This window comes from Rhodococcus sp. MS13, from assembly GCF_013277835.1.
Classification (GTDB): domain Bacteria; phylum Actinomycetota; class Actinomycetes; order Mycobacteriales; family Mycobacteriaceae; genus Rhodococcus_F; species Rhodococcus_F erythropolis.
Genome location: NZ_VBTL01000004.1, coordinates 554,913 through 567,582 on the forward strand (window position 1 = coordinate 554,913; position 12,670 = coordinate 567,582).

The following is a 12,670-nucleotide window of genomic DNA, read 5'->3' on the forward strand; positions in this document are numbered from 1 at the left end:
AGGAGTGAATAGTCATGACTGTCATCGCACATTGGATCGACAACAAGATCGCCCCCGGTTCGAGCGGAAACTCCGCTCCGGTCACGAACCCTGCGACCGGCGCCGTCACTGGCAGTGTCGCGCTCGCCAGCGTGCAAGACGCACGCGCCGTTATCGACGCAGCTGCTGCTGCGTTTCCCGATTGGCGCGACAGTTCGCTCGCCAAGCGCACCGCAATCCTCTTCGCGTTCCGCGAACTGCTCAATGACCGCAAGCACGAACTCGCAGAGATAATCACCGCCGAGCACGGCAAAGTCCTCTCCGACGCACTCGGCGAGGTGTCAAGAGGCCAGGAGGTCGTCGAATTCGCTTGTGGCATCGCGCACCTGCTCAAGGGCGGTATGACCGAGAATGCCTCGACGAACGTCGACGTCACCTCGATCCGTCAACCGCTCGGCCCGGTCGCGATAATCTCGCCGTTCAATTTCCCCGCGATGGTCCCGATGTGGTTCTTCCCCATCGCGATCGCCACCGGAAACACGGTAGTACTCAAGCCGTCCGAAAAAGTTCCATCTGCTTCGCTGTGGATCGCGGCGCTCTGGGCCGAGGCAGGACTTCCAGCGGGCGTGTTCAACGTCCTGCAAGGCGACAAGACAGCTGTCGACGAACTTCTGACCAACCCTGCGATCAAGGCCGTTTCGTTTGTCGGTTCAACCCCCATCGCCCAGTACGTGTACAGCACCGGCACCAGCCACGGAAAGCGCGTTCAGGCTCTCGGAGGAGCGAAGAACCACGCGATCGTCTTGCCTGACGCAGACCTCGATCTGGCCGCCGACGCAATGGTCAACGCCGGATTCGGCTCGGCCGGCGAGCGCTGCATGGCGATCTCGGCACTGGTCGCCGTCGGCGACATCGCCGATGAACTCGTTGGCAAGATCGCCGAGCGAACCCGCACCCTGAAAACCGGTGACGGCACGAAGAACTCAGACATGGGTCCTCTGGTGACCAAGGCCCACCGCGACAAGGTCGCCTCCTACGTCGACGCCGGTGAGGCGGCCGGCGCGACGCTCGTCGTCGATGGCAGGCACGTGCAGGCGAACGGTGGTGAGGGCGGATTCTGGCTCGGCCCGACCCTGATCGACCACGTCACCACCGACATGAGCATCTACACAGACGAAATCTTCGGCCCTGTGCTCTCGGTCGTGCGAGTGAACTCCTACGACGAAGCACTCGACCTGGTGAATTCGAGTGCATTCGGGAATGGCACCGCGATCTTCACCAATGACGGTGGCGCAGCACGTCGCTTCCAGAACGAGATCGAGGTCGGCATGGTCGGGATCAACGTCCCCATTCCCGTCCCCATGGCCTACTACAGCTTTGGCGGTTGGAAGAACAGCCTGTTCGGCGACACGCACGCTCACGGTACCGAAGGAGTCCACTTCTTCACCCGTGGGAAGGTCGTCACTACCCGCTGGCTCGATCCCAGCCACGGCGGCATCAACCTCGGCTTCCCCGAAAACAACTGAGTTCTTGTCCCGTCCGAATACGACGGGCCGGGAAATACATTCACAACATTCGAAGGGATCGGCATGGTTGCCAACATTTCATTTCCCCGGTTCTTGAAACTTGGTCCTGGGTCCGTCGAGAGTCTCGGCGAAGTGCTGACGGATCTGAACATCGAGCGTCCGCTTCTTGTCACCGACGCGTTCATGGTCAGCAATGGTTCTGCCGATCGATTGCTGAAGATCGTTGCAGCAGCAGGAAAGAAGGCCGCACTCTTCTCCGAGACGGTTCCCGACCCCACTACCGATTCTCTAAAGGCTGGTCTCGACGCTCTGACCGCCCACGATGCCGACTCGATCATCGGGTTCGGCGGCGGCAGCCCGATGGACACGGCAAAAGCACTTGCCGTCTTGTTCAAGCAGGGCGGCGTCATGCGCGATTTCAAAGCCCCTCGGGTGTACGCGGGGCCGGCGCTTCCGATCATCGCCATCCCGACGACGGCAGGAAGTGGCTCGGAAGCAACACAATTCACGATCATCACGGATGTTGCCACCGACGAGAAGATGCTATGCCCTGGGCTTTCTTTTCTTCCGATCGCCTCGATCGTCGATTCCGACCTCACGATGTCGATGCCGCCGAGACTGACGGCCGACACAGGTGTCGACGCACTCACACACACGATCGAGGCCTACGTCAGTAAGAAGGCAAACCCCATCTCGGACGGGCTCGCACTGTCTGCGATGAAGACAATCGGGGCGTACCTCTTGCGCGCGTACCGTGACGGCTCAGATCGAGAAGCACGTGAACAGATGATGCATGCTTCCACTCAGGCGGGTATGGCATTCTCCAATGCGAGCGTGTGCCTGGTACACGGGATGAGTCGTCCGATCGGCGCACATTTCCATGTGGCGCATGGACTTTCCAATGCAATGCTACTTCCGGCGATCACCGCGTTCTCCATACCCGGGGCGCGTGATCGATACGCCGATTGCGCCAGGCAGCTGGGCGCGGCCGATCGCGGCGATTCAGACGAGGCGGCCTCGCACAAGCTGGTCGACTTCATCGATGCTTTGTGCGTCGACGTAGAGGTACCCAGTCCGCACACATTCGGCATCGACGAGTCCCGCTGGGAGGAGCTCATTCCACTGATGGCGGAACAGGCCTTGGCGTCGGGTTCTCCGTCGAACAACCCGGTGGTGCCCAGCGCACAGGAAATCGCCGAACTGTACCGGAAAGTCTATCGATCCTGACCACTTCGGCCCGCTCAGCATGGTCTCGTTCAGACTGTGCTGACCGGGCCTGTCGAGTTTCGGACGATCAGCTTGGTTTTGAAGATTTTCTGCCTCCGCTTGGCGCCGTCGATATTGTCGAGCAGCATGGAGGCTGCGGCGCGCCCCTTCTCCACCAGCGGTTGACGCACAGTGGTCAGATCCATGAGTTCGGCGATTGGCGCATCGTCGAATCCGACAACCGAAACAACCTCAGGTACTGAGATATTCATGCTACGAAGCACGCTCAAGGCAGCGACGGCAAAGACATCTGATGTCGTGGCTATTGCGGTCGGATTCAGTTTCTCGACCATCGAGCGAACAGCACGGACGCCGCTGTCACGATCGATACCTGAAGCCTCGTAAACCTCAATCGAGATACCGGCATCTCCCCGTGCAGTTGCAGCATCGAAGTACCCGAGGATCCGATCTCGCTGGACCCGCTCGGAAGAGTGTTCGACAACTGCCTTGGAGATCGGCCCGTCGGTGCCACCGATGTTCAAACGTTCGCAGACCACACCGATTCTTCGGTGCCCGAGATCCAAGAGATGGGCCATCTGCTTGAATCCCGCAGCGCGATCATCGATTCCGATGAACGGCAAGCCGCAGTCCGCGGGTGAATCGATCGCAACTGCCGGCGTTCCTGAGTGAATCAGGGCCGCAATGATCGGGTGGGTAGGAGTTACATTGTGCAGGACTACTCCGTCGACCAAACCTCTGACCGCGGGAGAATTGAATCCTTCTTCCCTACTGGAGACCAACGGCAACAAAGTGAGGGCAACGTCGGCGAGTTCGTTGACTTCGACTACCCCCTTCATCAACAGCATGGTCGACGGGTCTTCCAGTGCGTGCCCCAACGACTCCATCACCATGATGCCTACCGCTCCAACTCGGCCGGAGCGCAGGCTACTGCCGACGATGTTCGGCCCGGCGTAGGACAGAGACTGAGCGACTGCGTAGATGTGATCGCGCTGCGATGCAGAAACTTTCGGAGAGTTACTGAACGCGTATGAGACAGCGGCTTGGGAGACGCCTGCTGCCCGCGCCACGTCCTTCATCGTAACCACTGAAGCGACTCCCCTTGCTCCGGACGAATCATCCGCCGTAACCCTTGACGATCTCACGAATTCTATCGTGGTCTCGTTTCAACCGAGTGCTGGCTTCGGTTGACCTGTCGTCACAGTAGATGGTGTTCACACATTCGCCCACACCGGACTGCATGCGTCCAAGCTCTACGAAAGCCCCCGAAGAGCTCGACACGGTATGGCACATCGTCTTTCCGCCCCGACATCGCCGTGTCGATCTCGCCACAGAGATTGCATCGAGCTCGCACGGCCAGCGGCACAGACGGCTTGGGCATAGGCAAAGACGAACCGATATGGCGACACGTGACACAGACGTACCCCACTTCTTCCTCCATACGGTGACTAGCCATGTTCGTCGCCCCACTCCTGCCGTTGCCTCGATAGTTTCAAAGATGTTTCTGCACTGAAGGTCCCGCGAATGTACGAACGATGACGTCCATGAGAGGTACTGTCGGCAGCGGCGACTACCCCGACCGAACACTTCGGGAGACGGTAGGCGCGACACCGTGGTTTGCGATACTTCCGCCTGTCGCGCCACATCTCAACCTCACCTTGTTTCACCACCACAGACACGAGTGAATCGTATCACCGGGTGATACGATTCACTTAACTCTCCACGAAGAGAATCAACGAAATGCTCTACCCGAAGTTGCCCTTCGTGCTCGGCCGCACGAAATGGGCACAGCTTGTCATCTTCGCACTTCTCGGAGCTTGCCAAGCCTCTTGGGTGACAGTGACACCCGACGTCAAGAATGCACTCGAGCTCACCACCAGCGGACTCGGTTTCGTCATCTTGGGACTGCCCGGTGGTTCCCTGTGCGGATTGCTGGCAACAGGCCGTCTCATTGCCGCGCGCGGAGCTAGCAGGGCGATCAGTATAGGTTTAGCCACGGCAGGAACCGCCGTCCCCCTCATCGAAGCCGGAACGCTAGTTCCTTCCGGAACGTCGCGACGAACTGATCGCCGAACCCTCCAGCAGCTCAAGACCTTTGACTGCCAACAGCAAGCGCTGCCGTGTTTCCGGGGCATCAAGGGATTTTCCGAGAATCGTGGAGATCCGCTCCAACCTGTTGTACAGAGTTCTGCGCTGCACGTAGAGTTTGTCCGCCGCTTCAGTCTTGCGCCCGTCGACGCTGAGAAACGCACGCAGTGTCGGCAGCAGCGGACTGGCCGAGTGCGCATCCTTCGTCAACAACGGACCCAATTCGTCTTCGACGAAGCTCGCCAGTTCCGGGCCCTGCGCCAGGGTCACCAAAATCCGCTCGACCCCCAGTTCGTCGAAGTGAAGGACACCACCAGAAGCTCGGGCGACCGCCGCAGCACTGCGCGCTTGAGTGAGCGCGACAGCAACCATGTCACGTGAAATAGCGCGGCTCACACCGACACCCGCTCCGACGAAACCGACAAGATCCTCGATCTCCGGCGGACGGCCACTCACTTCCGGCGCCACCGTGACGATGTAATCACCCATGTCGGCACTGATCGCATTGGGACTGCTCCTGCGCTTGGGCCGGATTCCACCAGAATCGTCACGAGTATTCTTGTTGGCCACGAACACTCGCATCAGGCCAGATCCGAGCCGATACCCCAGACGACTGGCCTGCTTCACGAACTCATCGCCGGAAATTTCTCCCAGCAGCAAGTGTGTCATCAAAGCGGTACTGCGCTGATCGTCACGCGCCTCGCGGCTACGATCGGTGAGAAGCGAGATCGCGATCGCTGCTGCTGCCCGCTCCGCCGCGAATTCAGCCGAGAACGGCGCGGTCGGCGATTGTCCCTGGAGCACGTGGATCCACCCCCACGGTTGACCACGCATGACGACGGGCCTTCGGACACAATCAGTTTCATTGTCGTGCGATACTCTGGCGTGACGATTCCACTCGTCGTCATCGAATTCGACACCGTCCACTGAAAAATAGACCGTCACCCGGTGCGCGATGTTTTCCAGAACCACCGTGCTGTCGGTGAGCGCCGCCAGAGTCTCCACTATTCCGAGATGGTCTGCGCCGTCGAGCAGCAATCCCGAGAATGTTGCTTCGACCTCACGCTCACGAGTCAGGCTCCGAAGTCGCATTTCGGTCAGAATTTCGTGCACCTGGGCGGAGACTCCGGCGAACGACACTTCGTGGGTCAACGCGATCACCGGAAGCAGCATTTGTTGGGCTTCCTGTACAACAGCTTCAGGAACTCGATCGAACATGCGACCGGATTCTTCGATCACCAGAGCTGCCGCACCCGCTCGAGAAACCGCCTTCACGTAAGCACGCTGCTCGGCTTCTGTTTCCCCTATACCGAGGCCCGCCGTCAGCAACAATTCGCCGCCGCTGAGAAATCGTGCGATATCGGGGATCTCGGACGAATGAACCCATCGGACTTCGCGTTGATCCAGATCCGTTCCGTTGGTGAGTACGTGAGGACCGGCCGCGCGGATCAGTGAGAGTTCCAGAGCGTCCGCAACCGTGAAAGACATGTCAAAGACACTACACAAAACGTGTCGCTCAGCCGAGACATCTTTCCCGCCTTGCGTCTAGCTGTGAATGCAGTCACAGGACAGTATTTCTACAACCCCAGGGCTTCACCGGGGGGCGCCAAACAGAGTTGAGACACATGGCGAACCCGCTTCCTACCTGTCCGAAGATTTGTTTCAGCGCCCATATAGACCCGGCCCACCGTCCGAGTAATCGCTACCGGTTCACGAACCGAACGCGAACTGCATGGCACCGATCCAAATCTCGACACGCACAACGCCGTGCCGCCGGGTGACCTGATTTCGCTCTTTCGACCGAACACCGACACACCCTTTCGAGGAGTCCTCAATGCCCCTGACCGAAGACCAGCAGAAACGGCCGCCAAGCGCGCGAATCTCTGTCGATGACATCGGCCGTTCCACTCGTTCCGCGGCACCCCAGCCGCCCCACGCATCCTCGCAGGAATGGCTACCTGTTCTGCTCAAACGCATTCTGCCAAGCACACCGTCGCAGGTCGTTCAGCGGGTGATGCTGACTGTACTGGCCGCATCGGTGGTGATTCTGTGCATCGCCAACCCGATCTTTCGGCAGTCGGACAACCTGCTGAACGTGCTGCAACAGGCGGCGATGGTCGGAATCATTGCCGGCGGTATGCAGCTGATGATTATCTCAGGTGGCTTCGATCTCTCGGTCGGAATCGTGGCAGCGGCAGCCGGATGCGCGGCAGCGTACGTCAGTCTCCAGCACGGTATAGCCATCGGAATTCTCGTCGGATTGGTCGCCGGTCTACTCGCCGGCTTCGTGAACGGCATCCTCGTAGCCAAGATCGGCATCAACCCATTTGTGGCCACGTTCGGTACACAAGCCGTCGTCACCGGACTGCTGTACGCCGCAACCGGCGCCACCCCGATCGCTCCTCTTCCTTCCGGATGGACCGATCTTGGCTTGAGGAACATCGCTGGAATCTCCTTTGCCAGTCTCACATTCGTCGTGGTCATCCTGATTCTGTTGTTCGTCTTACGATGCACGCTCTTCGGCCAGCACATCTACGCCGTCGGGAGCAACAAGGAAGGCTCGCGTCGTGCCGGAATCCATGTCGATCGGGTTCTGATTGCCGTCTATGCGATCGGCGGACTGTGCGCTGCCATCGCAGGAATTCTTCTCGTCTCGATCTCGGGAATCGGGAGTCCGGCAACAGGTACACAGTGGGCACTTCTCGCCATCGCCGCCGTCATCATCGGCGGCACACCACTCACTGGCGGAGTCGGCGGCATCAGCTCCGCGGTGATCGGCATCCTGTCGCTCACCGTCCTCACAAACGCACTGAACCTGTACAGCGTTTCCGCTTACTGGCAGCCGGCGCTGACGGGTACGGCCGTTCTGCTCGCAGTCGGCTTCGAAGCGTTCCGCAGCGCCCGCAAACGCTGATACGTCCGATTCCACTCGCAGCCAACCACATTCCAGGAGTGACAACATATGACCGTAAGAAGAACGTCCCGAACGATCAAAACCGCATTTGCCCTTTGCCTGGCCGCGTTCGTCGCCGTCGCACTCACGGCCTGCGGAACCGCACCTTCCTCGGGTGCGAACAAGACGCTGGGCTTCGTGGTGTACGACGTCGGCGTCGACCCGTGGATGAACGTAGCCATCTCGACTGTGCAAGAAGAAGCTGAAGCTGCGGGATACAAGCTCAGTGTTGTCAACGGGCACAACGACATCGCTCAGATGAGTAGCGGAATGGACCAGCTGGTCACGCAGAAGGTCGACGCAATTCTCCTCGCCCCCAGCGACCAGGACAGCATGACTCCGTCAATCAAACGAGCCGAAGCAGCAGGAATCCCGGTCATCGCATTCTCCCTGGCGCTGTCAGAAGACGCCCCGGTCTCCTCGTTCGTCGGGACCGACGACGTTCAGGTCGGACGCGAGCAGGCGAAGATGGTCGCAGGAGCAATTGGCAATCGGGGCAACGTCGCCTTGATGACCGGCATCCTCGGCAGTGGGCCGCAGATCGGTCGGTCGGAAGGGTTCCGTGCCGAACTGCAGGAGAACTTCCCCGACGTCAAACTCGTCGAAGAGCAGCCGAACAACTGGGCGAACGACAAGACCATCAGCCTGACCCAGGACTGGCTCGCGAAGTATCCGGCAGGGCAGATCAACGCCGTCGTCGCGCAAGGACCCGAATTGGCTGCGGGCGCCCGCCTGGCCAAGTCGATGGGCCGAAGCGAAATCGTCTTCGTTGGCAACGACTATCCGGAAGAGATGCGCGAGAGCATCCTCGCGGGAGACACGTACGGAACCATCAACGGCGATCCCAAGGAGATGGCGCGAGAAGCTGTCGCCGCCATGCTGACCTTGCTGGACGGTGGCACGGTGCAACCCAAGATCTTCGTCCCGATCCCGCCCGTAACATCCGCCAATGTCGCCGACTCTCCCGCAGCGTACTGATTCGAGACGACCCCCCAGATCGGAACCACCTCAATGAGTACTATCACCAACACCACCGAGCCTCTTCTCCAGACTACGAACCTCTCCAAGTTCTACGGCGGCGTCAAAGCTTTGCAAGGCGCCTCCATCAGCGTCGGACACGGTGAGCACATCGCCATCATGGGCGACAACGGCGCAGGCAAGTCCACCTTCGTCAAGATCCTTTCCGGCGCGCAACCGTCGAGTGATGGCACCATCCGATTCGACGGTGCGGACTGTGAGTTCCAAAGCCCAATCGATGCACGCGAAGCCGGGATCGAAACCGTCTATCAGGATCTTTCACTCGCAGATGACCTCGACGTCCTGACCAACCTGTTCCTCGGGCGTGAAGAGAAGCTGATCAACCTGGGCGGCTTGAGCGTGCTCAACAGACGCAAGATGGCCAAGCGTGCAACCGAACTGCTCACGGAGATCGGAGTGAACGTGCCCGAGGTACACCGGACCGTTCGGGGTCTTTCCGGTGGCCAGCGCCAGGGTATTGCCATCGCCCGCGCATCCGGTTGGGGATCAAAGCTCATCATCATGGACGAACCCACAGCGGCATTGGGCCTGCAGGAGACCGCCCACGTCCACGACATCATCAAACGCCTCAAACAACGCGGAGTCGCGGTCATCATCGTCAGCCACAACATGCAACAGGTGCTGGAACTGACCGACCGGGTGTACGTTTTCCGGCGAGGCCAGGTCGTCGGGTGCCGAAACACCAAGGAAACCACCGCCGACGAGATCGTCTCGATGATCACCGGCGCCCGACCAGCAGAAGCCGTCACGTAAGCAGCTGTAGCTGCAAGCAGATCGACGTACAGGCCCGTCTGAAGTCACCACGACTGTCGACGGGCCTGTTCGTGTCGCGGATCCGAGACTCACTGTCTCACCGTCACCGTCGGCGTCGGACATCCGAGACCCTTTCCATCACCCATCTGGCCCCCACCGCCCCAGACGAGGCAGAACTACAGCCGCCGAGACGAAAAGTGCTCGGGCCCAACCTGATGAGGTTGGGCCCGAGCACTTTCGGTGTTCGGTTAGTTGATCTGTATTCGGCCGTCGACGGCTTCGATCCGCGGGATCGGCAGTGCGCGTACGGCAGGCGGGGCTGTCACGAACTCCTCGACGGTCGGCACTTCACCGTTCGGAATCCTCGGCTTCATCACGGACGGGTCCATGATCACGACTGTATTCATGTTTCCCGGATGCGTCTCCAAACCGAACACGGCTACTGACCGACTGCTTCGATCAATGCGCTGAGGTGGGTGTAGCTCTTCTTCGCGGCGTCGAGCGTGCCGCACTCCACCGACAAGACGACGTCGTGGTCGGCCGCGGCGAGTGTGTCGACGATGCGCTTCCAGTCGATGACGCCTTCACCGCATGCGCATCCCAGCATGCCTCGCACTTTTCCGCGTAGACGTTTCGCGTCGTCTAACGCGATGTCCTTGGCGTGCAGGTGCGTGACCTGACCGATGATGGCTTCGAGCCACTCGTGCGGATCGTTCTCACTCAGGTAGCTGTTTCCGGTATCGAGGTTGATCGTCAGGGCAGGACTGTCGACCAAATTCATGATCCTGTCGAGGCGCTCCGGAGTCGCGGTGTACGGCCCGTGGGTCTCGATTGCGATCTTGATACCCCGGGGTTCCGCGACCAGCGCTGCCTCCTTCAGGGTGTACCGCATGAGCGTGTAGTTCTCTTCCTCCGTGGTCCAAGACGGGGTGGGTCCATCGTCGACCATGATCATCGGAGAACCTGCCTCCGCGGCGTAACGGATGGCCTGGCGGAAGTACTCCACTGCCACCTCCGGCTTGGCGAGTGGCGCGTGGCTCGACAGCGACGAGATGCTGAGACCGCGATCTTCGGCCGCATTCCGTAGGATCAACGGATCGTCGAGCATGGAACGACTGTGGAAATATCCTGCTGCACTGAGCAGTTCACGACCCCAGTGCACCATCGGCTCGACGTACTTGTAGCCGATCTCAGCAGCTTGGTCCATGGCCCAATCGAAAGAGCCGTTCTCGTATCGCGCGAACTCCAGATTAAGTCCGAGTTTGATGTTGCCCATGACTTACAACTACTTTCCGGTGAGGGGTGGGTCAGAAGCCGCGCTGGTTCACGTAGTCGTCTCGAACTTCGCCGTGGTACGCCGGTACGGTGATATCCCACCAACCCATTGCATGCATCTCGGTCCAGGGCAGCTCGCGAGCACTGATCGCCTCGATGACTACGGGGCCCTCGGTCTCGAATGCGCGCTGAACAGCGGCGCCGAGCTTTGCCGGATCCTCGACACGCTCGGACTTGCATCCGAGGGACTGGGCGAACGCAGTGATATCGGCGAAGTACGGGGATCCATCCGGCAACTTCCACCCTGAGATGATTTCCCGTTCCGCGCCGAAGAGATTGATCTGAAGGTCCTTGATTGCTTCCCAGCCACCGTTGTTCAGAACGACGAAGACGACATTGACGCCGCTCATGGCGGCAGCTGCGATCTCCGTGCCGGTCTGTAGGAACGCGCCATCGCCGACGAGCGCGAGAACCGGCTTGTCCGGTGCGCCGATCGCGGCGCCGATCGCGGCAGGTACACCGAATCCGATTCCGGAGAATCCGCCGGCAACGATGTTGCTCTTCGGCTCGTAGATCGGGAATTCGTTGAACGCCTGGTTTGCCGGGTTGCTGGAATCGGTGACCAGAATTCCGTTACGCGGAAGAACCTTTCGGATCTCGACCATTGCCCGTGAGTTGGTCATCGGTAAGTAATCGGTCTCACGCATAGGGCGCAGGTGCTCGTCCCACTGCGCCTTCAAGTCCTGAAGTTCGGCGTAGTAGTCGGTTGCTCGGAAGTCGTAATCCGCTGCCGGTGCGCCGAGTTCGTCGATCAGAGACGCGAGCGAGGTCTTGGCGTCGCCGACGATCCCGACCTCGACCGGGTAGTTGCGGCCGATCTCGAATCCGTCGATGTCTATGTGAACGAGTTTCGTGTTAGGGATGTCGAATGTGACTCCCGGGCGGTACGAGGACGTGATGCGATCGCTGAACCGGCAACCCACTGCAAGAATGACGTCGGCGGTCTTGGTGACTCCGTTACCAGGAATCGATCCCATGTCGCCGCACGGCCACGCGTACAGATCGTGGTCTGCGGGGAATGCGCCTTTGCCCTGGAAGGAGTGCGTCACGGGAGCGCCGAGACGTTCCGCCAGTGTGAGGAGTTCCGCACCGGCCTCGGCTGCGATGACGCCTCCGCCAGCGAGGATCACGGGACGCTTAGCACCCGCCAGTAGCTTGGCTGCCTCGGCAATGGCGACGGGATCACCAGTCGCCCGGGTCTGAGCTCGGCGCGAGTACAACTCTGGAACATAGTCGCCGTACTCAGCTTGCAGGTCCTGCGGGATATCCACCAGGACAGGCCCTCTGCGACCTTCGAGCATCGTGTTGAACGCCTGAGCCATCGCGGAAGGTAGCTGCTCCAGTCGACCGGGCTGCCACCAGCGCTTGACGACCGGCTCGACCATCCGTGGGAAATTGTTCCCGTGCGGCCGATCGATCTCCTGGAGGACGCCGCGGTTCTCCATATACGTGTGAACGGCGCCGGTGATCAGAATCATCGGCTGCGAGTCCGCGAACGCAGTCGCGATTCCGGTTACGGTGTTCGTCGCTCCCGGTCCGATGGAAGTACAGACGGCCGCGATCTTGCCCGATGCGCGGTAGTAGCCGTCGGCCATGTGTGCGGCGCCCTGCTCGTGGATGGCGGGAACCAACTCGATTTCGTCGGCCCGGTCGACGAACGCATCAAGTAACGCTGTATTGCCGTGTCCCGGAATAGCGAATACCTTTTCAACTCCTTCACGGATCAGTATGTCGACCACCATCTGGCCACCGGTGAGCTTTTGCACAGTCATGT

Annotated in this window: 10 protein-coding genes; 5 read left to right on the forward strand and 5 right to left on the reverse strand. The window is 60.1% G+C overall.

Translation table 11 applies throughout. The features are described from left to right. Positions 1 to 14: 14 nt before the first annotated feature. Entirely contained in the window at positions 15 to 1,505 is a 1,491-nt protein-coding gene (locus tag FEZ59_RS11025) for a CoA-acylating methylmalonate-semialdehyde dehydrogenase (RefSeq protein ID WP_021331897.1), read from the forward strand. 63 nt (positions 1,506 to 1,568) lie between these two features. Then, positions 1,569 to 2,732 carry an iron-containing alcohol dehydrogenase gene (locus tag FEZ59_RS11030; protein WP_134998879.1) on the forward strand — a complete coding sequence of 388 codons (1,164 nt, stop codon included), beginning with the start codon at positions 1,569 to 1,571 and terminating at the stop codon, positions 2,730 to 2,732. A gap of 29 nt (positions 2,733 to 2,761) precedes the next feature. Here the strand turns inward: FEZ59_RS11030 and FEZ59_RS11035 are convergent, their stop codons facing one another. Then, a complete protein-coding gene (locus FEZ59_RS11035) occupies positions 2,762 to 3,808 on the reverse strand; it encodes a LacI family DNA-binding transcriptional regulator (RefSeq protein ID WP_097386820.1) in 1,047 nt (348 codons plus the stop codon). A gap of 955 nt (positions 3,809 to 4,763) precedes the next feature. Next, entirely contained in the window at positions 4,764 to 6,305 is a 1,542-nt protein-coding gene (locus FEZ59_RS11040; protein WP_019745463.1) for a PucR family transcriptional regulator, read from the reverse strand. A 346-nt stretch (positions 6,306 to 6,651) separates the two neighbouring features. Here FEZ59_RS11040 and FEZ59_RS11045 point away from each other — a divergent pair, with 346 nt between their 5' ends. From FEZ59_RS11045 to FEZ59_RS11055, 3 genes are read left to right on the forward strand one after another with little or no spacing between them, the layout of a single operon-like run. Next, complete coding sequence (locus tag FEZ59_RS11045) at positions 6,652 to 7,731, forward strand: ABC transporter permease (protein WP_080909899.1); 1,080 nt, start codon at positions 6,652 to 6,654, stop codon at positions 7,729 to 7,731. 48 nt (positions 7,732 to 7,779) lie between these two features. Next, on the forward strand, positions 7,780 to 8,748 hold the full coding sequence (locus FEZ59_RS11050; protein WP_080909898.1) for a sugar ABC transporter substrate-binding protein: 969 nt from the start codon (positions 7,780 to 7,782) through the stop codon (positions 8,746 to 8,748). A 33-nt stretch (positions 8,749 to 8,781) separates the two neighbouring features. After that, entirely contained in the window at positions 8,782 to 9,561 is a 780-nt protein-coding gene (locus FEZ59_RS11055; protein WP_019745466.1) for an ATP-binding cassette domain-containing protein, read from the forward strand. A gap of 248 nt (positions 9,562 to 9,809) precedes the next feature. Here the strand turns inward: FEZ59_RS11055 and FEZ59_RS11060 are convergent, their stop codons facing one another. From FEZ59_RS11060 to FEZ59_RS11070, 3 genes are read right to left on the reverse strand one after another with little or no spacing between them, the layout of a single operon-like run. Continuing rightward, complete coding sequence (locus tag FEZ59_RS11060) at positions 9,810 to 9,950, reverse strand: hypothetical protein (RefSeq protein ID WP_153211537.1); 141 nt, start codon at positions 9,948 to 9,950, stop codon at positions 9,810 to 9,812. Between the two features lie 50 nt (positions 9,951 to 10,000). Then, a complete protein-coding gene (locus tag FEZ59_RS11065) occupies positions 10,001 to 10,837 on the reverse strand; it encodes a sugar phosphate isomerase/epimerase family protein (RefSeq protein ID WP_172932638.1) in 837 nt (278 codons plus the stop codon). 31 nt (positions 10,838 to 10,868) lie between these two features. After that, complete coding sequence (locus tag FEZ59_RS11070) at positions 10,869 to 12,668, reverse strand: thiamine pyrophosphate-binding protein (protein WP_070796055.1); 1,800 nt, start codon at positions 12,666 to 12,668, stop codon at positions 10,869 to 10,871. Positions 12,669 to 12,670 lie beyond the last annotated feature (2 nt).

Bases quoted from the DNA above. Each gene is read 5' to 3' on its own strand.
- FEZ59_RS11025 (WP_021331897.1), top strand. From the start codon at position 15: ATGACTGTCATCGCACATTGGATCGACAACAAGATCGCCCCCGGTTCG.
- FEZ59_RS11030 (WP_134998879.1), top strand. From the start codon at position 1,569: ATGGTTGCCAACATTTCATTTCCCCGGTTCTTGAAACTTGGTCCTGGG.
- FEZ59_RS11035 (WP_097386820.1), bottom strand. From the start codon at position 3,808: ATGAAGGACGTGGCGCGGGCAGCAGGCGTCTCCCAAGCCGCTGTCTCA.
- FEZ59_RS11040 (WP_019745463.1), bottom strand. From the start codon at position 6,305: ATGTCTTTCACGGTTGCGGACGCTCTGGAACTCTCACTGATCCGCGCG.
- FEZ59_RS11045 (WP_080909899.1), top strand. From the start codon at position 6,652: ATGCCCCTGACCGAAGACCAGCAGAAACGGCCGCCAAGCGCGCGAATC.
- FEZ59_RS11050 (WP_080909898.1), top strand. From the start codon at position 7,780: ATGACCGTAAGAAGAACGTCCCGAACGATCAAAACCGCATTTGCCCTT.
- FEZ59_RS11055 (WP_019745466.1), top strand. From the start codon at position 8,782: ATGAGTACTATCACCAACACCACCGAGCCTCTTCTCCAGACTACGAAC.
- FEZ59_RS11060 (WP_153211537.1), bottom strand. From the start codon at position 9,950: ATGGACCCGTCCGTGATGAAGCCGAGGATTCCGAACGGTGAAGTGCCG.
- FEZ59_RS11065 (WP_172932638.1), bottom strand. From the start codon at position 10,837: ATGGGCAACATCAAACTCGGACTTAATCTGGAGTTCGCGCGATACGAG.
- FEZ59_RS11070 (WP_070796055.1), bottom strand. From the start codon at position 12,668: ATGACTGTGCAAAAGCTCACCGGTGGCCAGATGGTGGTCGACATACTG.